Here is a 23,930-nt window from a genome sequence, read left to right on the forward strand (position 1 = left end):
ACCGGACTCTTGCAGACCGACGCTCAGGTGCTGATGGACCTGAGCGGTGCCCGGCGATATCGCAGCGCTACTTGTCGCGATCCGCGGAGTCAGCAGGAGGCCGATCCGCATGGTCGTAGGCTTCCTGCGACGCATGACTGTTTGTGCAAGAAACTCGACGACATCTTGCACAAATGAACTTACGGAGGCACGGTGTTGGCCATCGCGCCGTCACTGAGGCGCGCTCGATGACGGGAGACGCCTTGTCCGCGAGAACGACCCCGATCCCTGCTTCCCTGCGACGGAGCCTGTACGCCCTGGCGGCGGCCACCGCACTCGCCCTCGGCGGGCTCGCCGGCCCGTCCGCCGCGGCGACGGGCACCCCGCTTCCCGCGCAGGGCGCGGGAAGCGCCAGTGCTTCGGGGAGCTCGTACCCGAATCTTGCCCCCACCCCGCCCATGGGCTGGAACAACTGGTCCTACTACGGCTGTGACATCGACGAGGCCACTGTCCTGTCCAACGCCCGGGCCCTGGTCTCCTCCGGTCTCGCCGCGAAGGGCTACAACACGGTCACCACCGACGACTGCTGGATGTCGCACAGCAGAAATGCCGACGGCGACCTGGTCCCCGACCCCGACCGCTTCCCGCACGGAATGGCCTACATCGGTCAGCAACTGCACGCGATGGGGCTGAAGTTCGGCATCTACGAGGACGCAGGCACCTCCACCTGCGGTGGATATCCCGGCTCGTACGGCCACATCCAGCAGGACGCCGACCTCTTCGCCAAGTGGCGCGTCGACTATCTGAAGCTCGACGGCTGCAACGTGCCCGAGAGTGACACCCGGACGCCCGACGAGGTCTACCACTCGCTCTACAGTGATATGAGCAATGCTCTCCTGCGGACCGGCAGGCCCATCACCTTCTCCGTCTCCGCCCCCGCGTACTTCGAGGGCGAGAAGGACTGGCACGACGTCATCGGCTGGTCGGCCCAGGTGGGCAATCTGTGGCGGGAGGGCGCCGACGTCGCGATGGAATCGGCATCGGCGAGTTCCAAGTGGTCTTCGATCAAGTACAACTACGGCTACAACGTGCCGCTCGCCGATCTGCAGAGCCCCGGCCGCTGGAACGACCCGGACTTCCTGCTCGCCGGCCAGTCCCGGCTGACCGGTGACGAGATCCGGAGCCAGATGTCACTGTGGTCGGTGATGGCCGCGCCGCTGATCTCCAGCACCGACCTGGCCAAGGCGTCCCCTGACGCCCTGTCCGTGCTCGGTAACCGTGACGTCATCGCGGTCGACCAGGATCCGACGGGGTTGCAGGGCCGCATTGTCCAGCAGGGCGACGGCTACGACGTGCTGTCGAAGAAGCTCCGCGGCGGGGACAGGGCCGTGGCACTCTTCAACTCCTCGGACCAGGCACAGACCATCACGACCACGGCGGCCAAGGCCGGGCTCCCGAAGGGCTCCTCCTATCTGCTGAAGGACCTCTGGTCGAAGCGGACCACACAGTCCACGGGCACCATCGCGGCGAATGTCCCCGCTCATGGCACCGTCCTGTACCGGATACACGCCGGGCAGGCACACAAGGTGCCGCCGGCCAGCGCGATCACCTGGAAGCGGACGGGGGGCGAGGGGACGTCCTCGACCTGGCAGGTCAGTCTGGCCGACCACGGCCCCGGCGGGCTGTCCGCGGCAGCGCTCGAAGTCGACGTGCCGCAGGGGTGGTCGGTCAGCCCGTCGAAGGCACGGCTCGGCCGCATCGCCCCCGGTGGCTCGGCCGGAGCGAAGTTCACGGTGAAGGGCCCGGAGGCGAAGCCGGGAACGACGACTGTCACGCTGAGCGCAACCGCCCGGTACCGCGCAGGATCCGCCGGCGAGTCCCGTACGACAGGACAGGGTTCCGTCGTGTCGGTCGTGCCCTATCCCGCTCTGGCGGACGCCTTCAACAATGTCGGTGTCACCAGTGAGGACGCCCCGCCGGCGGACGGCAACTACACGCTGGGCAATTTCGACGGCGGTGGTGACAGTTACTCCGCCCAGGCACTGGCCACCGCGGGTGTGACACCGGGAAGCACCGTCACCAAGGACGGCGTCAGCTGGGCGTTCCCGAAGACAGCACCCGGCGCACCGGACAACGTGACCACAGCGGGTCAGGTGATCAACATGGCAGGCAGCGGGACGAAGCTGTGGTTCCTGGGCGCTGAGGCAGGTGCCGCAGCGGGCAAGGTGACCGTCACGTACACCGACGGCACCACCAGCAGCGGCGATCTCGGGCTGCCCAACTGGTGCTGCACGGCGGGCACCGAGTACGGCGCCACGACGGTCGTCACGACCGATCACCGCAACACACCGCAGGGACCCGCCAACTTCGGGGGCGGTTACAAGCTGTTCGGTAACTCCGTACCGCTCGACGCAGGCAAGACAGTCCGCGCGGTGACGCTCCCGGACGAGGACGCCCTGCACATCTTCGCGATCACGGCACAGTAGAGGTCCGGACCTGCTCCGGTACTGGGACAGGTCATCAGTGAAAGGACGAGGCCGGTAGCTCGGCGAGGCGCTCGGCCGGGGATTCCCGGTCGAGCGTTGGCGTGGGCGGCGGGACGTCCTGACCGGCCCCGGGTCTTCGGCGAGCGCAGGGCCCGGGGTCCTGACGGCGGAGGGGCCGGGAGCCGGACCCGATCAGCGGTTCGGCCGTCGGCGGACCAGCACCCCGGCGATCACCAGCAGCAGCGCTCCACCTGCCACGTACCAGACGGCCGACGGGCCGGTCACCGCGAATCCGGGACGGGACCTGGGTGCGGGCCCGGCCGGCGAGCGGTCTGCGAACGCGACGGTTTCCGGCGCATCCCCGCCGGCCGTGGTGGGGCCGTTCGCCGGGGTTGCGTTCCACGGCCGGTACGAGCACCGCTCGCCCGGGATCCGGACGTATTCGGGGGCGTCCCAGGTGTACGCGTTGTTGATGACGGCCGGGTCGTCGGCCCCGGGCGGTCGCCACGACGGCGTCGGCGGGGTGGCCGACGCCGTCGTGGCGACCGCAGGGTCCGCGCCGACCGCTCCCGTACCGGTCAGCGGCAGCCCGTCGGGGTGTCCTTCGTTCAGCGAGATGTGCGACCTCGAACGGGGGATGAGGCTGTGCTGACCGGTCATCGGCCGGCCGCTGCCCTCGGGCCAGAACACCGTGCGGCCGTACGCCGGTTCCTCGTCGCCACCCCGTACCCGGATCCCTGCGGGGTACCACGCGCCGTCAGTGCTGCCCGCCTCGATGAGCAGGGCCGTCGGGTGGTAGTCCACGGGTGCGGTGAGCACGCTGGGTGTGTGCAGTGCGACGTGGTAGCCGTGCCCGTCGGGGGCACTTCCGGCGGCCATCGCCCTGTCGTGCTCGGTGGGAGCGGCGGCCGGGCACATGGCACAGGCGGTCACGGAGAGAAGACTGGTGCGACTCATGCCCGGCACGTTAAGCACACGATTTACGGCTCACCGGGGTGTCGGGCTCTGCCGGGTACGAATGCCCTCCGCACGGGTGCGCCTGGTCCGCCGGATGGCGGGTGAGGGGCACCGCTCGGCTGAAGGGCGCTGCTCGGTCGCGGGCGCTTCCTCGATCGAAGGGCCCGCTCGGTCAGTTGACCCCGCGGATTCGCTTGACCGCCGGGATGCCGAGCAGCGCGAGCACGATCCCGGAGACGAAGAGCGCCGGATAGTTGTCGCCGCCGCCGGTGCCGAGCAAGGTGGGTGCGTAGACCGGGACCAGGGAGCTGGGCAGGGTGACCGCGATGTTGACGACGCCCATGTCCTTCGCGGCGTCCTGCTCACTGGGCAGGACCGAGCTGGGCAGGGTGTAGTGCCCGCTGTAGAAGAAGCCGGTGCCGAAGCCCAGGACGATCGCGCCGGTGAACAAGCCGGCCATCGAGCGCGTGGTGATGAGGATGAGGAATCCGGCGATGGCCAGGATCCCGGCGAAGACCATGTAGAACTTCCGCCGGTGGAAGCGGTCGGCCAGCCAGCCGGAGACGAGGGCCGTGAGCGCGCTCGTTCCGTTGATGACGAGGGTGAGGACGAACGTCAGACCGGGGAGCCTGGATTCGCTGATGTGGAGGTAGTCGGAGAGGTAGTAGACCTCGTAGGTCACGAACGTCATGATCGCCGTGGAGATCAGCAGGATGCTGAGGATCGCCCAGCCGAAGTCGGGGCTCTTGCGCGGATTGAACCAGAAAGTGCGCAGGAACTGCACCGCGTTCCAGGGCTCTTGGTGTGCCCGGTCGAGCCTGCGGTCCTTGAGCTTGGCACACAGCAGGAGCACCGTCGCGGCGGCGATGGCCATCGGTGCCAGGATCATCGCCCGGGGTGCGGTGGTGGCCAGGCGCTGTGCGATCCAGGTACCGAGGATCAGGCCGACGGGATAGCAGATGCCCATCAGGCCCCCGACGATTCCGCGTTGGCGGGCCGGTATCTGGTCGGGGAGTACGGCGACGAGCGGGGCCAGCAGCGCGTTGAAGAAGATCTGGGCCACGCACCAGCCGATGAGGACCGTACCGGTGTTGGTGGCGTAGGCGACGAGCGCCAGGCCGGCCGCTCCACCGATGAGGCCCACGATCATCCATGGCCTGCGCATGCCGAACCGGGAGGTCGTGCGGTCGCTGAGCTTCCCGAAGAGGGGATTGGCGATGACTGCGCACAGCGCGCCGACGCTGAGGACCAGGGAGAGCGAGCCGACCTTGCCGGCGGGGTCGATCTGCTGGATCTTCAGTGCCAGGGAAACGACGGACGGGGTGATGATCGCGACGTAGCTGCCGAAGAGAGCCAGGATGTAGAGAGCGATGAAGGATCCGCTCGCACGCGCCGGGGCAGCGGGGGCGGACGGTGGGAGCTCACCTGACTTCTCCGGTGAGCTGACGACTCTGTCACTCATGGGTACGCCTTTCGACGGGCCAAAGCGACCCTTGTACGGGTGGAGCCGGGCGGACGCGCCGAGCGGCGAGGGCCGCCGCTCAGCGCGCGGGATGTGCTGTTACGGCAGGACACAGCGGGAGAGGCTGTGACGGGAAGCCGGCGGCGTGGCCGTCACGGGAAGACGGTCGAGAGGGACTGCTCGATGAATTCGCGGGCCGCCGTGATCTCCGTGACCGGGTCGGCGACCGCGTCCAGTTCCAGCAGGGCGAGGTCGGTGAAGCCGATCTCGCGCATGAGGCGGCCCCAGGCGAACCAGTCGACGGAGCCGGCGCCGACCCTGCGGAAGTACTCGCGGTGGCTGTCGTGGATCGAGTCGTCGATGGGAACCCGCAGCGGCGCGGGGCCGGTCGCGTCCTTCCAGTGCGAGATGACGACACGCTCGCGGTGGCGGGAGACGATCTGCGTGGGCTCGCCGCCGGCGAGCGCCAGATGCCCCGTGTCCGGGCACAGGCTGACGAACAGCGGGTCGGTGAGAGCCATCAGCAGGTCGACGTCACGGGCCGTGCAGAAGGTGGAGTGCGCCTCGGTGTGCAGCGCGGTGGTCACGCCCTCCTGGAGGCTGGCGTGGCCGACCACATGGGCGATGTCGGCGACGTTCTTGAGGAAGTCGAAATCGTTGAACTGCGGGGGCTCGGCGTTCCATGTCGTACGCATCGGGGGCGCGGCGACCAGCACGTCGCCGCCCGCCTCCTTGATGAAACGGGCGTAGGCGGCCGCGCTGTCGGCTATCTCGCCGCGGTCGGCGTCCGGCTCCCAGCTTCCTTCGAGGTAGAAGGCGCTCTTCAACTCCATCCCGCGGCCGTCGAGTTCCTTCTTGAACTCGGTGGCCGAGCCGAAGGCGCGGCGGATGCTGCCGATGTCGGCCGGGCCGAAGGTGACTTCGAGGCTGCTGACACCGGCGGCTGCTGCCGAGTCGAGGATCTTGCGCCAGATCGCGTCGGGGTCGCGGTCCGACAGCTCCTGGATAGCGCTCTCATCGGGCAGGTTCCAGAACGACGGGTTGTAGAAGGTGATCAGGTCGACGCCGAACTTGGGTGTGTTGCTGCTCATGCGGTTGCCGCTCCTCGGTTCTGTGCTGCGTGTTGGATGCGCTGTGCGGTGGTGGATGCCGCTGCGTGTTGCATACGCTGTGTGCTGGATGCGCCGCGTACTGGATGCGTGGCGTGCTGGATGCGTGGCGTGCTGGATGCGCCGCCTATGCCGATTGCCGGGGCATCGCCGCGGGGCGTTCGGCGGTCGAGGTGAGTTCCACGACCTGCCGCGTGCGGCTGGAGGTCTCGACCGCTTCGAGCGCTTCCAGTACGTGGAAGGCGAGTTCGGCCGATGCGCGGTGCGGTGCGCCGTCGACGGCACCGGCCAGGTCGTCGACACCCGCGCCGCGCAGCATCTGGACTTCCATGTCGAGCGGGCCGGACGGCGGGAAGACGGGCGGCAGCGTCCGCCACTGCTCCTCGTGGTTGCCCCGGAGGCGGACGTCGCCGTCGAAGCCGTTCGGGTCGGGGACCGTCAGGGTGCCCTCGGTGCCGTAGATCTCGATGAACGGCAGGTGGTGGTTCCACACGTCGAAGCTCATCTGGAGCGAGCCGATGACACCGGAGGCGAAGCCGAGGACGGCTGCCGCGTGCGTGGGTGTGGTGACCTCGATGCTCTCGACCACGCGGTCCGGGCTCGTCACCTTCCGTACGGGCGCGCCGATCCGGCTCAGGCCGGAGACGGTCGCGATCGGGCCGAGCAGGTTGACCAGGCTCGTCAGGTAGTACGGGCCCAGGTCGAGGCCGGGTCCGCCGCCGGGCGCGAAGAGGAAGCCGGGGTTCGGGTGCCAGGTCTCGGCCTTGCTGTGGGTGACGAAGGCGGTCGCGCCCACCGGTTGGCCGATCAGGCCGTCGTCGAGCGCCTTGCGGGCCGTCTGGGCCGCGCTGCCGAGGAACGTGTCGGGAGCCGAGCCGAACAGGACGCCGTTCCCGCCGGCCATCGCGGTCAGCGGCGCCGCCTCGGCGACGGTCGCTGCCACGGGCTTCTCGACGTAGACGTGCTTGCCTGCCGCGATGGCCTGGGCGGAGACCGCTGCGTGCGCGAGCGGTGGGGTGATGTTGACGACGATGTCCACGTCGGGGTCGGCGAGCAACGCGTCGACGGAGTCGTACGCCCTGATCCCGTGCTCGGCCGCGGCCTTGAGCGCGCGGGCGTGGTCCAGGTCGGCGCAGCCGGTCAGGCGCAGGCGCGGGTAGCGGGCCATGCCCTGGACGTACCTGTCGAAGATGTTTCCGGTGCCGACGATGCCGACCCGGGCCGGGTGTGCGGGTGAGAAGGTCATGGAGCGCTCCACATCACTGGTGCTGTTCAGAAAGGGTGTTGGTGTCTGGTGCCGGGTCTCGGTGTCAGCTGTCGGGACGCCCGTCAGCCGACGATCAGGGGGCGCAGGGTGCGGTAGGCGATGTCCAGGCCCTGCTTGGTACGGGTCTCCTCGCCGCCCCAGACGGGGTCCTCGTGCTCGACGGAGAGCGTGCCGGTGAAGCCGGCTTCGTAGAGCCGGTCGACCACACGCACCCAGTCGACCTGCCCGAGGCCCGGGACGCGGTAGCGCCACCAGCCCATGTCCCAGGGGTTGCCGCTGCGGTCCACGGCCGGGCCGAAGTGCCCCCAGCGCTGCCGGTCGCCCGGCCGCAGCTCCACGTCCTTGGCCTGGGCGTGCGCGATGTGCTCGATGTAGGGCGCGATGGTCTCCACCGGGTCGATACCGATCCAGGTGAGGTGCGAGGGGTCCCAGTTGAGGTACAGGCCGAGCGAGAACATCCACTCCCACAGCTCGGGCGAGTAGGCGAGGTTGCCCGGGTAGCCGTCGGGGTGCCAGCCCTCCATCACGCAGTTCTCGATCAGGAGCTTCACGCCGCGCTCCCCCGCGTAGTCGACCAGTGGCGGGAAGACCTTCTCGGCCTCGGCGAGGTTCTGCGCGACGGAGCGGTTCCAGTCGCGGCCGATGAACGTACCGACGTAGGGCACCTCCAGGGCCGCGGCCGCGTCGATCGCGTGCCGCAGATGGGTGCGGATCTCCTCGCGCCGGCCTGTGTCGGGGTGCAGGTTGTTCTCGTAGTACGCCAACGCCGAGATGGCCAGGCCGTGTCGGTCCAGGACCGCACGGGTGGCGTCGGCCTCGCGGGGGCCGAAACCGGCCACCGGCAGATGCGCGGCCTCGAAGTCCCGCCCTCCGGTGCCGGGCCACACCGCGACCTCCAGCGCCTCGTACCCGCGCGCCGCGGCCCATCCGGCGATCTGCTCCAGTGAGAGCTGCGGCAGGCAGGCGGTCAGCATTCCGAGTTTCATACGGCGTACTCCTTGGGGGTCGCGGAGGTGGCGGTGGCGGCGGTCACGGTCATCGCGTCGGTCGCCTTGCCGACGGGGGTCCAGGCCAGTGAGCGGGAGGATTCGAGGACCGCTTCGACGAGCCGCGCCGAGCGCACCCCGTCGGCGGCCACCGGCAGTCCGTCCGGCGCTCCCCCGTCGGCCGCCGCGTAGGCGTCGGCGACGAACGCGCGGAAGCAGTCCGCGTACCCCTGCGGATGTCCTGCGGGCAGCGTGGCCAGCCGCCGCTGCTCCGGGCTGCCCCGGCCGGGGTCGCGGGCGAGCACCCTGGCCCCCTCGGGAGTGCCGAGCCACACGGTCTCGGGCTGCTCCTGGTCGAAGACGGCGCTCGATCCAGCGCCGTCCAGTTCGAACCAGAGGCGGTTCTTCCGGCCGGCCGAGACCTGCGAGACGGTGAGCGTGCCCAGTACGCCTTCGGCGGTGCGCAACAGTACGGCCGCGGCGTCCTCGGTACGGACCGGTGTGCGGGGCGCACCGGGTGCGTCGCCTGCGGGGCGCTCGGGGACGGTGGTCGCAAGCCGCGCCGAGACCTCGCTGAAACGCACTCCGGCGACCCACTCGACCAGGTCGCACCAGTGCGAACCGATATCGGCGAACGCCCGGGACGGGCCGCCGCGTTCGGGGTCCACACGCCACCCGGTGGCGTCCGCGTCGAGCATCCAGTCCTGCAGATAGCTGCCGTGCAGGAGCTGCCAGGCCCCGAACTCGCCCGCCCGTACGCGCGCCCGGATCTCGCGGACCAGCGGGTGGTAGCGGTAGACGAACGGCACGGCCAGCAGACGCCCCGTCTCCTCGGCCACGGCGGCCAGCCGTTCGGCGTCCGCCACCGAGGTGGCGAGCGGCTTCTCGCAGATGACGTGCTTCCCGGCGCGGAGCGCGGCCTCGGCCTGGGTGGCGTGCAGCCCGTTCGGGGTGCAGATGTGCACCACGTCCACGCTCTCGTCGGCCAGCGCCGCCTCCAGCTGTGGATAGCTCCGCGGGATTCCCCACTCCGCGGCGACTCGCGCGCCGCGCTCGGGTGAGGAGGCGACCACCCCGCGCACTGTCGCGCCTGCTCCGCGCACCGCCTGGGCGTGCACCCCGGCGATCATGCCGGTGCCGACGATGGCTGCTCCCTTGTACCCGCGGGACATCTGGAGAACCTTCCTGTTGCTTTCGTTCAGTCGGACGGTGATCGATTCCGGTGTCCGACGGATTCCAGCCTTGTTCAGCCCGTTGACACACACAAGACGCCGGTTTTAGTTTTCTGTAGTGCATAAAGACGGCGACAGTGAGAGCTTTGAAGCCTTAAGCGGTCCGACCATGAACTCGGCGACCGTCGCCCTGCGCCGGATACTCGGCGCCGTGGCCTCGGGGGAGGCCACCAGCCGCGCGGAGATCGCCCGCCGTACCTCGCTGGCCCGCTCCACGGTGGGACACCAGGTCGACCAGCTGCTGCAGCGCGGCATCCTGGAGGAGACGGAAGTCGGCGCCTCCGTACGGGGCCGGCCACCCCGGGTGCTCTCGATCAGCCCGCACGCGGGAACCATCGCCGTCGCGGATGTGGACGTCAGCGGGACCAGGGTCGTCATCGCGGACCTCAGCCGCCGGATTCTCGCTCGCGACGTGGTCGCCGTACCGGTCGAGGACGGCCCGGCAGCTGTGCTGGGCGCGGTCACCGAGCGGCTGTGCGAGCTGCTCCAGGAGCACGGCCGGGGACGGGATTCGGTGCGGGAGGTCGTCGTCGGACTGCCGGCCCCGGTGGACTTCCAGCACGGCTGCGCCGTACGGCCGCCGATCATGCCCGGATGGGACGCCTTCCCCGTCGGCGCCTATCTGCGCGAACACTTCCACGCCCCTGTCGTGGTCGACAACGACGTGAATCTGATGGCGCTGGGCGAAGCCGAACGGCACGATGTGGACGCGCCCCTCCTGGCGGTCAAGGTCGGGGCCGGAATCGGTGCCGGAATCATCACCGCCGACGGCCGGGTGCACCGCGGCGCGGACGGAGCCGCGGGCGACATCGGCCATCTGCGGGCATCCAGCCACTCCGACACCCTGTGCAGCTGCGGCAAGACCGGCTGCGTGGAGGCCGTGGCCTCACACCACGCCGTGCTGCGCGACCTCGGATTCCATACCGGACCGGGCGACGCGTCGGCGGGCGCCCGGCTGCTGGCGGAAGCCGTCGCGAACGGCGACCCCCGGGCGCTCTACCGCATCCGGCAGGCCGCGACCGAAATCGGCGAAGTCGTCGCCATGCTGGTGCACATGTACAACCCGCGCACCCTGGTGCTCGGCGGACCGATGAGCGAGCAGCGCGACGAGTTGCTCTCCGGCGTGCGCGCCGTCGTCTACCAGCGGGCTCTCCCGCTGGCCACCCGCAAGCTAACCATCACCACCACGGAACCGGGCTCCGAGCCCGGACTGACCGGCGCTGTCGCCCTGGCCGCCCGCGACATCTTCAGCCCCGACGGCATCACGCGACTCCTGCAGTCCCAGCCGCGCATCTGACCGCAGCCCATCGCCATTTCCAGCAACCGCCGTACGAATCAAGGCAGTTGAGGCCTGCCATCGTCATCGCCGACCTCGATTCGCCAACTGTTAGTTAACTTTCCTGACGGTCCGAATTTTTACCGACCTGTCGATGCTCAGTCAAGAGCCGCAGGCGAACTCGGCCACCCCGGCGGAACGGTTGACAGGCCGCCGCGCCGACGAGTAGGAATCTCCGTCAGCGGCCTGGCGCGGAAGTTCGTAACCCGACGCGCTCAGTTGATTCTGTCCCGGCTGCCCGCGGCCCGATGCCGCTCGCGCTCACTGCGGCACCGGTTCGCCGCAGCACCAAGCCAACGCTGACACCTGCGGCATGGCCGAAACGCAGCCGGATGGTCCGCAGGCGTTCAGAAACCTCCACAGGCACGTCCCAGAACACCTCCTCAGGCACAGGCACGTCCTCAGGCACTCCCCCAGGTACCTCCCACGTCTGCCGAACCGACGGCAACCGCCCGTCAAGGAGATCCGTATGACGCCTCCCTACCCACCCCTGCGCGCACGCCGCACCCATGATCCGTCCGACGACGGCCCGGCCACCTGGATTCTGGCCGGAACGCGCCGTACCCGCCGCGCCGTTGTCGCGGCCGGCACAACGGTGGCGCTGAGCCTGCTCGGAATGGCCGGATCCGCCGCATCGGCGGAGACCGCGCCTCCCCCGCCGAAGGCGCCGACCACCACCGCATCCGGGATACCCCAGTACGACCACGTCGTGGTGCTCATGGAGGAGAACAAGTTCTACGACGACATCGTGGGCAGCAAGGACGCCCCGTACATCAACTCCCTCGCAAAGCAGGGGGCTTCGTTCTCCGACTTCCACGGGACCACACACCCCAGCCAGGGCAACTACGTGGCGCTGTACTCCGGTTCCACACACGGAGTCGCCGACGACGACTGCCCGCACGACTTCAGCGCCGACAACCTGGGCCACCAGCTGATCGGCAGCGGCCACAGCTTCACCGGATACTCCGAGGACCTGCCGTCCGCAGGTTCGAAGGACTGCGGTGACGACGGCGACAGCGGGTACGCCCGCAAGCACAACGGATGGGTGGACTTCGCCAGCACCCCGGCCTCGTCCAACCTGGGATTCGACCGATTCCCCTCGGACTACGGCAAGTTGCCCACGGTGTCCTTCGTGACGCCCAACCTGGACAACGACATGCACGACGGCAGCGTCAAGCAGGGCGACAGCTGGCTGAAGAAGAACCTCGACGGCTACGTCCAGTGGGCCAGGACGCACAACAGCGCCCTCATGCTGACCTGGGACGAGGACGACGGGGACGACTCGGACAACCAGATCGCCACCATGGTCGTCGGCGACCATGTGCAGCAGGGCGCCAAGTCGAAGGCCCACTACAACCACTACTCGCTGCTTCGCACGCTGGAGGACATGTACGGGCTCTCCCCGCTGGGGAAGGCCGCGTCGGCGAAGCCCGTCACGGACATCTGGGACACCTCCGTCGCACCCCCGAAGGGCTACGGAGCCGCCCCTGCGCCGGCACCGGCAGGCCCGCCGGCCAGTGCCCCGGCCGGCCGAGCGGCCGGTTCGGCAGCGGACCTGACGGACCCGCGCAAGAAGGACATCGCGATGGAGCTGGTCTCCAGTGCGGAGAACTCCTCACTCGACTGGAAAGCGCAGTACACCTATGTCGAGGACATCGGGGACGGGCGCGGCTACACGGGCGGGATCGTGGGGTTCTGCTCCGGCACCGGTGACATGCTCGACCTGGTCCAGCTGTACACGCAGCGCGAGCCGGGCAACCCGCTGGCCGCGTATCTGCCCGCGCTGCGCAAGGTGAACGGCAGCGACTCGCACGCCGGTCTGGGATCGGGCTTCGTCTCGGCCTGGCACACGGCAGCGTCGGACCCGGCGTTCCAGCAGGCCCAGAACGACGAACGGGACCGGGTGTACTTCACCCCGTCCGTGGACCGGGCGAAGCAGGACGGACTGCACGCGCTGGGGCAGTTCAGCTACTACGACGCGATGGTCATGCACGGCCCCGGAATGGACCCGGTCAGCTTCGGCGGGATCCGCGCCACGGCGATGAAGCACGCCAGGACCCCCGCACAGGGCGGCGACGAGACGACCTATCTCCACGCCTTCCTCGACGCCCGCAAGGCCGCGATGCTCACCGAGGCGGCGCACGACGACACCAGCCGGGTCGACACGGAGCAGCGGGTGTTCCTCGCCGCCGGCAACCTCGATCTGAACCCGCCGCTGTCCTGGAAGACGTACGGGGACCCGTACACGATCGCGCAGTGACGGCGTGACCCACCGGGCCGGCGGAACTCTGACCGGTCCATGAACCCCTGCCGGCCGGCACACACCGGTGTACGGCGTGCCGGCCGGCAGGCTCAGAAAGCGGGCACAACAGCCCAGCAGCACGGCAGTTCAGCGCGCTGGAGTTCAAGCCGGCGCAGGAGTTCAAGCCGGCGCGGCGCAGTCAGCAGAAGCCAGCAGGGAGGACAGCCATGTACGTCTCATCGAGCCGGTCCACCCCGGCGCCCGGCACCGCCGGGGTCGCGCGGCCGGGGCCCGGACGGGCGCGGGCGGCCGTGGCACCCAATGTGGTGGCACTGGGGTCGGTCAGCCTGATCACCGACATCTCCTCGGAGATGATCACCGCGGTCCTGCCGATGTACGTCATCTTCACCCTCGGCCTGAGCCCCCTCCAGTTCGGCGCCCTCAACGGCATGTACTTCGGGATCACCGCTCTCGTACGCCTGGCCGGAGGGCACGCCGCGGACCGCTGGCAGCGGCGCAAACTCGTGGCGGGCAGCGGGTACGCCCTGTCCGCCCTGTGCAAACTGGGCCTGTTCGCCGCAGGCGCGTCCGTGCCCGCCCTGGGCGCGGTGATCGCCGCCGACCGTACGGGCAAGGGCCTGCGCACCGGACCGCGGGACGCGCTGATCTCACTCAGCAGCACCCCCGGGACGCTGGGCCGCTCGTTCGGCATCCATCGTGCGCTGGACACCACCGGCGCCTTCCTCGGTCCCCTGGTCGCGTTCGCGCTGCTCATGGCGGATCCGGACCGGTACGACACGGTGTTCGTCGCGAGCTTCTGCATCGCGGCGTTCGCGGTGGTGGTGCTGGCCCTGACGGTCCGCGACCGGCGCGAGGCCCTGGCCGGCCCGCAGGGCGTGACCGTCCGCGCCGCGCTCCGGCTCCTCCTGCTGCCGCGCTTCCGCCGGGTCTGCATCGGCGCGGCCCTGCTGGGCGCGGTGGCGCTGAGCGACTCGTTCGTCTACCTGCTGCTCCAGGAGCGCCTGGACATCGCCGTCGAGTACTTCCCGCTGCTGCCGCTGGGCACGACGGCCACCTATCTGCTGCTGGCGGTCCCGTTCGGGCAGCTGGCCGACCGGCTCGGCAGGCTACGGGTGTTCACCGGCGGGTACGTGGCGCTGCTCGGCGCCTATCTGCTGCTGTTCGGCCCGGTCGGCGGAGCAGCTCTGCTGATCACCACGCTCGTCCTGCACGGCCTGTTCTACGCGGCCACCGACGGGGTTCTGATGGCCGCCGTCGGACCGCTGCTGCCGGCGGAACTGCGCGCCAGCGGCATGGCACTGATCCAGACGGGCCAGTCCGTGGCGATGCTGGCCTCCTCGGTACTGTTCGGCGCCGCCTGGACCCTCTGGGGGCTGCACGCGGCGCTCGCGCTGGCGCTCGCCGCCCTGGTGACGGCGGTACTCGCCGCGCTGTGGATCCTCCCGCTCCGTGAAGAAGGCAGCCGCACATGAGCCCGCAGACGAACGCCGCGAACTCCCCGAAGGATCCAGGCATGAGCACCCGGACGAGAGTGCTGGTCCTGGTCGTGACCGCTCTGGTCCTGGCCACCACCATCACCGGTTACGTCATGCACTCGCGGGACGACACCGCTGCCGGCCCTGCCGCCCGCATCCAACTGGACAGGCCGGGCCGGATCCTGTTCCGCGACACCGCGCCCGGCGCCGGTTTCGGCCATGCCGCGACCGTGTCCACCGCGCGCCCCGGCGGCGCCAGAACAACCGGGGCGGCGCGCTGCGACCGCCTCTACACCGCCCACGGCACCGGCATCTGCCTGCAGCGCAAAGGCCCGGTGCCGGCGACCTACGTCAGTGTCCTCGACCGCGACATGCACCGGACCCGCCAGATCAAGGCCGCCGGATTCCCCAACCGCGCCCGGGTCTCCGCCAGCGGCGCGATGCTGTCCTGGACCACGTTCGTCCAGGGCGACTCCTACCTCCGCGACGACTTCTCCACCCGTACGTCGATCCTGGACACCAAGACCGGCAGGCTCCGGAGCAACATCGAACGGATCCCGCTCACGCTCGAAGGCAAGCCGTACCACGCGGCGGACGTGAACTACTGGGGCGTCAACTTCGCCGCCGACGACAACACCTTCTACGCCACGGTACGTACCGGTGGCCGCACCTACCTGGTCAAGGGCGACTACCGGAAGTGGACGGCGCGCACCCTGCGCACCAACGCCGAATGCCCGTCCCTGTCGCCCGACGGCACCCGCATCGTGTTCAAGAAACGCGTCAACGCCAGCGCCAACCGCCCCTGGCGGCTGTACGTCCTGGACCTGGCAACCATGCGGGAGACCCCACTGGCCGAGGTCCACAGCATCGACGACCAGGCGGCCTGGCTGGACGGACACACCGTGATGTACGGCCGGCCACGCGGTTCCGGCGGCGGCTGGGACGTATGGGCGACCCCGGCCGACGGCACCGGCACCCCGCACATCCTCATCCACGACGCGACATCCCCCGCCGTGCTGAACGGCGGCGGCGGGCAGGCGGGGCCGGTGCGGTGAACTCCCCTTCCCCGCAAGCCGGTTCGACGGTCCAACGCGCCAACGGGCCAGCAGGTCAGCCGGTCTTGCGGGCCACCCCGCCGTAGAAGCCGATCTCGTCGGACCCGGCCGGCGGCGGGGTGTCCGGGCACCAGAACGGCACCTGGGCCAGGCCGGGTCCGACGAGTTCGAAGCCGTCGAAGAACCGCTCCACCTCGGCCCGGGAGCGCAGGTTCAGGGTGGCGGTGGCGTTGTTGTAGACGGCCTGGGCCGCGCTTCGGTCGGCGAAGTCGCTCGTGGCGTGCGAGAGCACCAGGAAGCTGCCGGCCGGCAGCGCGTCGCGCAGGGTGGCGACGACCTGCTCGGGCTTCTCCGCTTCGGTGAGGAAGTGGAGGATGGCGATGAGGAGCACGGCGACCGGCTCGTCGAAGTCGATGACCCGGCGGATGTCGGGGTGGTCCAGGATGGCTTGCGGGTCGCGCAGGTCGGCGAGCACGACGCTGGTCGCGCCGGAGCGGCTGAGCAGCGCATTGGCATGTGCGTTCACGATGGGGTCGTTGTCGACATACGCGATGCGCACGTCCGGCGCCACTTCCCGGGCGGTCTCGTGCACATTGGGCGAGGTGGGCAGCCCGGTGCCGATATCGAGGATCTGCCGGACGCCGCTGCCGAGCACATATCTGACGGCGCGCCGCAGGAAGGCACGGTTCGCCCGTACCCCGATCCGCACCTCGGGCGCCGCGGCGGCGAGTTCCTCGGCGGCCTGCTGGTCGACCTGGTAGTTGTCCTTGCCGCCCAGCAGGTAGTCGTAGATCCGCGCGGGGTGCGGCCTGCTGGTGTCGATCCCCTCGGCACGGAAGCCGCCCTGTGTCACGCTGCGCCCCTCTCGACGACCGCCCCGGCTCCACGCCGGCGAGCGGTTGCCGACAGCTTCCCACACCAACTTCACGGCGAATGAACGCAGTTCCTTCTGTTCCTGGCGTCAGGCGAGGTCGAGAAGTTGCTCGTAGAAACCACCGAAGCGGTTCTCCTCGTCGACCAGATGGATCTCCAGGATCCAGTGGCAGCGCCACCCGGCGCGGTCGGTGCGGCGGAGCGGGGTGTCGTTGTCCGGCGTGATGTACGACTCCGCCTTCGCCCCGTCGATCGTCTCGTGCGGGAACTCGCCGACCAGATGGCCCGCGTGCCAGCCGCCCAGCGTCCAGCCCGCTTCGGCGGCCAGCCGCTCGACCTGCGCGTACAGCTGCTGCCCCGTGATGTCCGGGTCCGCCCGGAACACCTCCCGGCCCGCCGCGAACACCGTCGCCAGGTCGTCGCGCAGCCGCTGCTTGTGGGGGTCACCGCCGAGGACGAAGGTGCGTCCGAAGTCCGCCTCGTACTCCTCGAAGATCGGACCGAAGTCGGCGAACGCGATGTCGTCCGCACCGATCACCCGGTCCGGCGGATTCTCCTGGTACGGGAACATCGTGTGCGGGCCGGAGCGGACGATCCGCTTGTGCCAGTGCTTCGTCGTCCCGAACATCTCGTTCGCGAGGTCCCGGATCCGGTCGCTGACCTCCCGCTCACCGGCGCCCGGCACCACCAGGCGCCGGGTCTCGACCTCCGCGAAGAGGGCCACCGCCTTGCGCTGCGCCTCCACCAGCCCGAGCGCGCGCAGTTGCTCGTCCATCCGATCAGGTACCGCCATGGTGCTGTTCCTCTGTTTCCTGGGCATCTTGCGGTGTCGCACGCACGATAACGAGCGATCCCTCGTAGTGCGACTGGCTGCGCAGGTGACCGAAGCGCGCGTCCCACGCTCCGGAGTCCAGATCCGCGCGCAGCCGGTCCGTGAACCGCTCGCGCACCCCGTCGTCCACGAAACTCCAGGCCGAGCACGCCTGCCGGGCGGCCGGGTCGAGCAGCATCTCCGGGCGGCCGTAGTACGCCTCGTTGAACCCGTCCGTGCAGTCCAGCGGGATCGGCACGGCCTGTACGTCGACGGTGCCGCCGAGGGCCTCGGCCATCGTCCCGAGCGCAGGGTAGCGCCGCGCCTCGGTGTCGAGGACCTCGGGGGCGTACTCGTACAGCCAGAAGTCCCTGACCAGTCCCGGATCGCAGGTCAGTACGGCCACCGGACCACGTGTCACCCGGCGCATCTCCCGCAGGCCCACGTCGACATCGGACCACTGGTGCACGCTGAAGAGGGTCATCGCCCCGTCGAACTCCCCGTCCGCGAACGGCAGGTTCTCCGCGACCGCGTCCACCGCCCTGGGCAGACCCGTGGACCGCTGCGCCCGCATCGACTCGGACGGCTCGACCGCCGTGACGGCCACTGCGGCGGACTCGTACGAACCCGCTCCCGCACCCACGTTGACGACCTTCCGGGCACCGCCCAGAGCGTCGGCGATGACCTGGGCGATCCGGGGATCGGGCCGCCGGTAGTTCGCGTAGCCGGTGCCGAAGCTGCCGTAGTCGACATCACCGGCGCTGCCATCAGAGCTGCGGACATCCATGAAGATCCAAACCTCGCCTCGTGAGCAGGGAATCAGGGAAGGAGGGAAGGCCGGACCACCCGGCGGACGCGGTGAATCCGCGCGACGGCTCCCGCACCTCGGACCTCTCCGCGACACCAGCCACCGTCTTCGCCTCCGCACCTACCGGGAATCCGTCACCCCACATACTGCATCTGCCATAGCCTTGACGTAAATCAGCTGGCTAATGCTCGTCCCATCAGCCAAAAAGCTCGCAGATGTGATCCTGTGGACACCTCCAGGAATACGTCGCAGGGGTTTAGTTGTGCGGGGGCGGCCGACCCGGCCCGGATGCTCGGAAGATCCTCCGGGAGCCCTCCGGCACGGTGTGCACGAGGGGCCCGCCCGAGGTCGGACGGGCTGTCAAGTGCGGGCTGCGGATCGCCCAGGGCGGGCTGGCCAACGTACGCGAGCACTCCGGTGCCACCACCGCCGCACTCACCCTGACCAGCCTGGACGACCAGGTGGTCCTCGACATCGCGGACGACGGCCGGGGCTTCGACCCCGAGCGGCCCGGGGCGCGGTCGTCCGCACACGGGCAGGGTCGGCGCGGAGAGGATCTGCGCGAAGAGGATCTGCGCGAAGAGGATCCGCGTGGGCAGGATCGGCGCGGAGAGGATCTGCGCGGGCACGGCCTGCCCGCGATCCGGGCGCGCGCCCGGCAGCTCGGCGGCACCCTCACCGTCGAGTCGGCTCCGGGCCGCGGCACCGTACTGTCCGTGTCGGTCCCCATCGACGGCGTCGAGACCCCCCCTCGGGCGGCCTGCATGTGCTGGTCCTCACCACGTACGACACGGACGCGGACATCACCCGGGCCATCGAGGCCGGCGCGACGGGTTACCTGCTGAAGGCCGTGCGCCCCGATGAACTCTTCGACGCCATCCACGCGGCAGCACAGGGCCGCACCGCGCTCTCCCCTCCGGTCGCCGGCCGGGTGATGGCCCGGATGCGCAGCCCCCGGCCCTCGCTCACCCCCCGGGAACTGGACATCCTCGGCCAGCTCGCCCACGGCCTCGGCAACCGCGACATCGCCCGCGCCCTGTTCATCAGCGAGGCGACCGTGAAGACCCATCTGGGCCGTATCTACAGCAAGCTGGGCGTCGAGACGCGGGCAGGGGCCGTCGCGGCGGCGAAGGAGCAGCGCCTCATTCCGTAGCCGCCGTCAGGTCTTGCGCAGGTCCGGCGCCGGCACCCCGATGAGGAGGCGGCGTACGGCATCCCACGCGGCACGCAGCGCACGGGTGACGGCCGGGGAGTCGCTGCCCATCACACGCGCCCACGCGCCCGTGTCGTCGGGCAGTACGCTCACGCCGAAGACCAGGCCGGTGGCCGCCAGCGCCTCGTGAAGGGTGTCGGCGACCAGGGCGGCGGGGGCCAGCGGTGTGAGCACATACAGCGAGGCCATCAGGTCATGCCCCGCGAAGACCGCGGGTCCTGTCACCCCGCCCGGGCCGTGCGGTTCGAGGCGTACGGTGTCGGCCGCCAGCAGCGTGCCGTCGGGGCGCTGGACCTCCAGATCGCTGAAGAGCATCCGGTAGGCGTGCCGTTCGTCCCGGGCCAGCCGCCCGGCCGCGATCGTCTCGCCGAGGAGTACGGTCGCCGACGGATCGGCCGTCACCAGGGTGTGCTGGTAGAAGCGCGCGTCCCGGTACGGGATCAGCGGATCGGGCAGGTACTCGACGTAACTGCCCTCCCCCACCGTCAGGTTGACCATCTGGGTCGCGTGGTCGAACTCCATACGGTGCACCTTGGTGGCGGCCTGCGTCGTCAGGTGCACGGAGGTGCCGGGGCCGCAGTCGATGTCGATCCGGTTGCGGTCGGCCTGGAGGATGCCGCCGCCGGTCGACATCAGATAGGTCACCGGCAGGTCGGGCCGGTGCGGGTCGATGTACAGCGGCCGCATGATCTGCAGCGGCGACTTCTGGTAGCGGTCGACGAGTTCGGTGCGGTCGCCGACGCGCGCGTAGCGCAGTTCGAGCAGGCCGACCTTGCCCGGGCGCCCGGCGGCCAGGGTGTCCGCCGGACCGGCCAGGCCGAGCAGCCGGGCCGGTGTCCGCCGGGGTTCGTAGTGCGCGGGATCCAGCCGCGCGGGCGCCGTGGTCACGCGGGAGCCGCCTCCTGGGCGGCTTCGTGGGCCAGGATGAAGTCGGCGATGGTGTCGAGGCCGTCGCCGGTGAGGGAGTTGGTCAGCACGACGGGCCGCCCCTCCCGGACCTTGAGGGCGTCCGACTCCATGGTCTCCAGGTTGCACCGCACGTACTGGGCGATGTCGACCTTGTTGATGACGAGCAGTTCGCACTCGGTGATGCCGGGGCCCCGCTTGCGCGGCATCTTGTCGCCCTCGGCGGTGTCGAGGACGAACAGGAAGAGGTCGACCAGTGCGGGACTGAAGGTGAGCGTCAGGTTGTCGCCGCCGCTCTCGAAGAGCAGCGTGTCCACGTCGGGGTGGCGCTCCAGGAGCTCGTCGGCCGCCGCCTGGTTCATCGTCGGGTCGTCCCGGACCGCGGTGTGCGGGCAGGCCCCGGTCTCGACGCCGACGATCCGGTCCGCGTCCAGGATCCCGTCGAGCGTGCGCCGGACATGGGCGGCGTCCTCGGAGGTGAAGATGTCGTTGGTGATGACGGCCGGGGTACGGCCGCGCGCGAACAGTACGGGGACGAGCGCCTCGATCAGAGCCGTCTTCCCCGAGCCGACCGGACCCGCGATCCCTACCCGCAGGACGCCGTCCTTCGGGCGCCGCAGGAGTTCGTCGTGGCTGTGGTGGTGCCGGGCCTGCATGGGGTCGTGCATGGTGATCCTTCTCTGGTGTGGTGTCTTCGCGTGGGTGGCGCCCGGTGCTGTCCCGGCGGTACGGCCGCACGGCCGGGTCAGCACCGCGTGCCGCGCTCCGCCTAGCTGGCGAACAGCCGGGCCTCCGCCCGCTCATGGCGGCCGGCCATGATGTCCGCCACCGGAACGAAGCCGCCGATGTCGGACAGCTCCCGCTCCAGGGCGGCTTCCGCGGTCTCCTCGATGACCGGCGCCGCCCGGTGCAGTACGACCTGCGCCTGACGGTGGTCGGTCAGCCGGAGCCGCAGGGCGGCCCCCACGAAACTGGCCGCGAAGGCGAACAGTTCGCAGGTGACCGCCTGCCGTACGGACACCGCGTTGCCGGCGTGGACCGCGGCGGCGACGACCGGCTGGCAGCCGCGCACGGCGCCGTCCCGGTAGAGGGTGCGGTACTGCTCGATCTCCGGGGTTCCGTACACCTCCGCCGCCAGGTCGAGGAGCTGCCGCCCGGTACGGACACAGGCCTGCCGGGCCTCACGGCCCAGTTTGGTGGCGTGCAGCCGCTGCTCGACGGCCGTCACCTCCGCCCAGTCGCCGGCGGTGACCGCGCGGTGCGCGAGCGCGAGCGCGGTGGCGTCGGACGGCCCCGCGCTGTGGCGCAGCAGGTCGTTCAGGAGGCCGGGCAGGGTGCGCGGGGTCACCGCGCGGGCCTGCTGGAAGCCCTCCAGACCGTGGGAGAGCGTGTAGTAGCCGCTGGGGAAGGCCGAGTCGGTGAGCTGGAGCCCGGTCAGCAGCGCGGCTGTGGGCATCGGGTCGTTCACGCCGGGGCTCCTTTCGTGCGAGGGGGTGGTTCGCGGTGATCCGGCTGTCGAAGACCGCGGGGGGGCGGTCAGACGATGTAGAAGAGGTGGTTGAGCGGGAGTTTCTCGGCGGGTTCGATCGTCGCGGGCTCGCCGTCGACGGTGACCTTGTACGTCTCCGGGTCCACCTCGATGCGCGGCAGCGCGTCGTTGCGCACCATGTGCTGCTTCCCGATGGTCCGGCAGCGCTGCACGGGCTCGGTCCGCCGCTGCAGACCCAGTTCCGCGGGGACGCCCGCGGCGATGGAGGCCTGCGACATGAAGGTGACCGAGGTCTGCTGCTTGGCGCGGCCGTACGAGCCGAACATCGGGCGGTAGTAGACGGGCTGCGGCGTCGGCAGCGACGCGTTGGGGTCGCCCATCAGCGCCCAGTTGACCATGCCGCCCTTGATGATCAGCTTCGGCTTGGCGCCGAAGGAGTGCATCGGCCAGAGCACGATGTCGGCGAGCTTGCCGGGCTCCAGGGAGCCGATCACATCGGCCGCGCCGACCGCGATGGCGGGGTTGATGGTCAGCTTGGCCAGGTACCGCAGCACGCGTGCGTTGTCGTTGCGGGAGCTGTCCTCGGCCAGCGGGCCGCGCAGCTCCTTGCAGTGGTGCGCGGTCTGGAACGCCCGGACGAACGACTCGCCGACCCGGCCCATGGCCTGGGAGTCGGAGGAGAAGATGCTGATCACGCCGAGGTCGTGCAGTACGGTCTCGGCCGCGATCGTCTCGGCGCGCACCCGGCTGTCGGCGAACGAGACGTCCTCGGGGATGTCGCGGGACAGGTGGTGACAGACCATCACCATGTCGAGCAGCTCGTCCACCGCGTTGACCGTGTACGGCAGCGTCGGGTTGGTGGAGGCGGGCAGTACGTTGGCCTCGCCCGAGACCCGGATGATGTCCGGGGCGTGGCCGCCGCCCGCTCCCTCGGTGTGGAAGGTGTGGATGGTCCGGCCATTGATCGCGGACAGGGTGTCCTCGAAGAAGCCGCCCTCGTTGAGGGTGTCGGTGTGGATGGCCATCTGCACGTCGTGCTCATCGGCGACCCGCAGCGCGGTGTCGATGGCGGCCGGGGTCGCGCCCCAGTCCTCGTGCACCTTCAGACCGGCCGCGCCCGCCTCGATCTGCTCGCGCAGGGCCTCGGGCTGGCTGCCGTTGCCCTTGCCGAGCAGACCCACGTTGACCGGCAGGTCCTCCACGGCCTCCAGCATCCGGTGGATGTTCCACGGGCCGGGGGTGCAGGTCGTGCCGTTCGTGCCGTCGGTCGGCCCGGTGCCGCCGCCGAAGAAGGTGGTGATGCCGTTGGACAGGCCCTCCTGGGCCTGCTGCGGCGAGATGAAGTGGATGTGCGTGTCGACGCCGCCCGCGGTGGCGATCAGGTGCTCGCCGGAGATCACCTCGGTGCCGGGGCCGATGACGAGCTTGGGGTCCACGCCGTTCTGGAGCTGCGGGTTGCCGGCCTTGCCGACCCCGACGATCAGACCGCCGCGGACACCGATGTCGCCCTTGACGACGCCGAGCACCGGGTCCATGACCACGACGTTGGTGATGACCAGGTCGAGGGCGCCCTCGCGGTTGAGCGCGGACGGGTCCTGGGCCATGCCGTCACGGATGGCCTTGCCGCCTCCGTAGACGGCCTCTTCCCCGTAGGAACCGGCGTTGTGGTCGTACTCGACCTCGACGACCAGGTTGGTGTCGGCGAGGTGGAACCGGTCGCCCACGGTGGGGCCGAACAGGTCCGTGTACTGCTTGCGCGGAATGATCGCCATCAGTGCTGAGTCCCCTCGGTGCCCGCGGTGCTGTCGGCGCCGGGCGTGTTCCCTGTGCTGTCCGTACCGGCGGTGCCGGCGTGTATGAATCCCAGCTCCGACGCGCGGCGCAGCGCGTCGCGCTTGGTGTCGGGTGCCGAAACGCCCCCGTTGACGAGCCCGGCGAATCCGACGAGCCGCCCGGCGCCGCCGAAGGCGCACAGGTCGACCTCCCGGCTGTCGCCGGGCTCGAAGCGCACGGCGGTGCCGGAGGGGATGTCCAGGCGCATACCGAAGGCGGCTTCACGGTCGAAACGCAGCGCGCGGTTGATCTCGAAGAAGTGGTAGTGCGACCCGATCTGGATGGCACGGTCGCCGGTGTTGGCGACCGTGAGCCTGACCGTGGCCCGGTTGGCGTTGATCTCTACGGGGTCATCTCCGTAGAGGTAGTGGGCTCCGCCCGACATCTCTG

The 23,930-nt window shown here is 70.1% G+C and carries 19 protein-coding genes and 3 pseudogenes; 8 read left to right on the top strand and 14 right to left on the bottom strand.

The window, feature by feature from the left end:
• Window positions 1-242: 242 nt before the first annotated feature.
• The gene (locus tag OG385_RS03190; RefSeq protein ID WP_266851629.1) at window positions 243-2,465 is read left to right on the top strand and encodes an NEW3 domain-containing protein; all 2,223 of its coding nucleotides are present in this window, start codon (window positions 243-245) and stop codon (window positions 2,463-2,465) included.
• Between the two features lie 192 nt (window positions 2,466-2,657).
• Here OG385_RS03190 and OG385_RS03195 read toward each other — a convergent pair whose 3' ends face one another.
• The 6 genes from OG385_RS03195 to OG385_RS03220 all read right to left on the bottom strand — a co-directional run bounded on the left by OG385_RS03195 (window position 2,658) and on the right by OG385_RS03220 (window position 9,418).
• Window positions 2,658-3,422 (bottom strand): hypothetical protein, encoded by a 765-nt coding sequence (locus OG385_RS03195; RefSeq protein ID WP_266851631.1) that lies wholly within the window; start codon window positions 3,420-3,422, stop codon window positions 2,658-2,660.
• Window positions 3,423-3,594: 172 nt separating this feature from the next.
• Entirely contained in the window at window positions 3,595-4,884 is a 1,290-nt protein-coding gene (locus OG385_RS03200; RefSeq protein WP_266851633.1) for an MFS transporter, read from the bottom strand.
• A gap of 152 nt (window positions 4,885-5,036) precedes the next feature.
• Complete coding sequence (locus tag OG385_RS03205) at window positions 5,037-5,975, bottom strand: sugar phosphate isomerase/epimerase (protein WP_266851634.1); 939 nt, start codon at window positions 5,973-5,975, stop codon at window positions 5,037-5,039.
• A 145-nt stretch (window positions 5,976-6,120) separates the two neighbouring features.
• Window positions 6,121-7,239: a Gfo/Idh/MocA family protein gene (locus OG385_RS03210; protein WP_266851636.1), complete on the bottom strand. Its 1,119-nt coding sequence runs from the start codon at window positions 7,237-7,239 to the stop codon at window positions 6,121-6,123.
• Window positions 7,240-7,322: 83 nt separating this feature from the next.
• Window positions 7,323-8,246 carry a sugar phosphate isomerase/epimerase gene (locus OG385_RS03215; protein ID WP_266851638.1) on the bottom strand — a complete coding sequence of 308 codons (924 nt, stop codon included), beginning with the start codon at window positions 8,244-8,246 and terminating at the stop codon, window positions 7,323-7,325.
• Window positions 8,243-9,418 carry a Gfo/Idh/MocA family protein gene (locus OG385_RS03220; protein ID WP_266851640.1) on the bottom strand — a complete coding sequence of 392 codons (1,176 nt, stop codon included), beginning with the start codon at window positions 9,416-9,418 and terminating at the stop codon, window positions 8,243-8,245. Before OG385_RS03220 ends, OG385_RS03215 begins: the two co-directional genes overlap by 4 nt.
• Before the next feature lie 169 nt (window positions 9,419-9,587).
• Here OG385_RS03220 and OG385_RS03225 point away from each other — a divergent pair, with 169 nt between their 5' ends.
• The 5 genes and pseudogenes from OG385_RS03225 to OG385_RS03245 all read left to right on the top strand — a co-directional run bounded on the left by OG385_RS03225 (window position 9,588) and on the right by OG385_RS03245 (window position 15,607).
• A complete protein-coding gene (locus tag OG385_RS03225) occupies window positions 9,588-10,775 on the top strand; it encodes an ROK family transcriptional regulator (protein WP_266851642.1) in 1,188 nt (395 codons plus the stop codon).
• Window positions 10,776-11,532: 757 nt separating this feature from the next.
• Window positions 11,533-12,201: pseudogene (locus OG385_RS03230) on the top strand (alkaline phosphatase family protein); the annotation flags it as partial.
• A 54-nt stretch (window positions 12,202-12,255) separates the two neighbouring features.
• Window positions 12,256-13,074 carry a chitosanase gene (locus OG385_RS03235; RefSeq protein WP_266860590.1) on the top strand — a complete coding sequence of 273 codons (819 nt, stop codon included), beginning with the start codon at window positions 12,256-12,258 and terminating at the stop codon, window positions 13,072-13,074.
• A 209-nt stretch (window positions 13,075-13,283) separates the two neighbouring features.
• A complete protein-coding gene (locus OG385_RS03240; RefSeq protein WP_266851644.1) occupies window positions 13,284-14,549 on the top strand; it encodes an MFS transporter in 1,266 nt (421 codons plus the stop codon).
• Between the two features lie 41 nt (window positions 14,550-14,590).
• Window positions 14,591-15,607, top strand: a complete 1,017-nt coding sequence (locus OG385_RS03245; protein ID WP_266851646.1) for a hypothetical protein — start codon at window positions 14,591-14,593, stop codon at window positions 15,605-15,607.
• A 55-nt stretch (window positions 15,608-15,662) separates the two neighbouring features.
• Here OG385_RS03245 and OG385_RS03250 read toward each other — a convergent pair whose 3' ends face one another.
• The 3 genes from OG385_RS03250 to OG385_RS03260 form a co-directional block, all read right to left on the bottom strand.
• Window positions 15,663-16,460 carry an SAM-dependent methyltransferase gene (locus OG385_RS03250; protein ID WP_266851648.1) on the bottom strand — a complete coding sequence of 266 codons (798 nt, stop codon included), beginning with the start codon at window positions 16,458-16,460 and terminating at the stop codon, window positions 15,663-15,665.
• Between the two features lie 108 nt (window positions 16,461-16,568).
• On the bottom strand, window positions 16,569-17,273 hold the full coding sequence (locus OG385_RS03255; RefSeq protein ID WP_266851649.1) for a M24 family metallopeptidase: 705 nt from the start codon (window positions 17,271-17,273) through the stop codon (window positions 16,569-16,571).
• Window positions 17,260-18,078 carry a class I SAM-dependent methyltransferase gene (locus OG385_RS03260; RefSeq protein ID WP_266851651.1) on the bottom strand — a complete coding sequence of 273 codons (819 nt, stop codon included), beginning with the start codon at window positions 18,076-18,078 and terminating at the stop codon, window positions 17,260-17,262. The genes OG385_RS03255 and OG385_RS03260 overlap by 14 nt, the downstream gene beginning before the upstream one ends.
• 392 nt (window positions 18,079-18,470) lie before the next feature.
• On the opposite strand from OG385_RS03260, the pseudogene OG385_RS03265 reads away from it, so the two are divergent.
• A pseudogene (locus OG385_RS03265) lies at window positions 18,471-18,944 on the top strand (ATP-binding protein); the annotation flags it as partial.
• Window positions 18,863-19,252: pseudogene (locus tag OG385_RS03270) on the top strand (LuxR C-terminal-related transcriptional regulator); the annotation flags it as partial. The pseudogenes OG385_RS03265 and OG385_RS03270, both read left to right, overlap by 82 nt.
• A gap of 6 nt (window positions 19,253-19,258) precedes the next feature.
• On the opposite strand, the gene OG385_RS03275 reads toward OG385_RS03270, so the two are convergent.
• From OG385_RS03275 to OG385_RS03295, 5 genes are all read right to left on the bottom strand, one after another.
• Window positions 19,259-20,137 (bottom strand): urease accessory protein UreD, encoded by an 879-nt coding sequence (locus OG385_RS03275; protein WP_266860592.1) that lies wholly within the window; start codon window positions 20,135-20,137, stop codon window positions 19,259-19,261.
• A gap of 59 nt (window positions 20,138-20,196) precedes the next feature.
• Window positions 20,197-20,874, bottom strand: coding sequence for an urease accessory protein UreG (gene ureG / locus OG385_RS03280; RefSeq protein ID WP_266860594.1), 678 nt, complete (start codon window positions 20,872-20,874; stop codon window positions 20,197-20,199).
• Window positions 20,875-20,987: 113 nt separating this feature from the next.
• Window positions 20,988-21,674: an urease accessory protein UreF gene (locus OG385_RS03285; RefSeq protein ID WP_266860596.1), complete on the bottom strand. Its 687-nt coding sequence runs from the start codon at window positions 21,672-21,674 to the stop codon at window positions 20,988-20,990.
• Between the two features lie 80 nt (window positions 21,675-21,754).
• Window positions 21,755-23,479, bottom strand: a complete 1,725-nt coding sequence (gene ureC / locus OG385_RS03290; protein WP_266851653.1) for an urease subunit alpha — start codon at window positions 23,477-23,479, stop codon at window positions 21,755-21,757.
• Window positions 23,479-23,925, bottom strand: a complete 447-nt coding sequence (locus OG385_RS03295; RefSeq protein WP_266851655.1) for an urease subunit beta — start codon at window positions 23,923-23,925, stop codon at window positions 23,479-23,481. The genes ureC and OG385_RS03295 overlap by 1 nt, the downstream gene beginning before the upstream one ends.
• Window positions 23,926-23,930 lie beyond the last annotated feature (5 nt).

Source organism: Streptomyces sp. NBC_01306, assembly GCF_026340465.1.
Classification (GTDB): domain Bacteria; phylum Actinomycetota; class Actinomycetes; order Streptomycetales; family Streptomycetaceae; genus Streptomyces.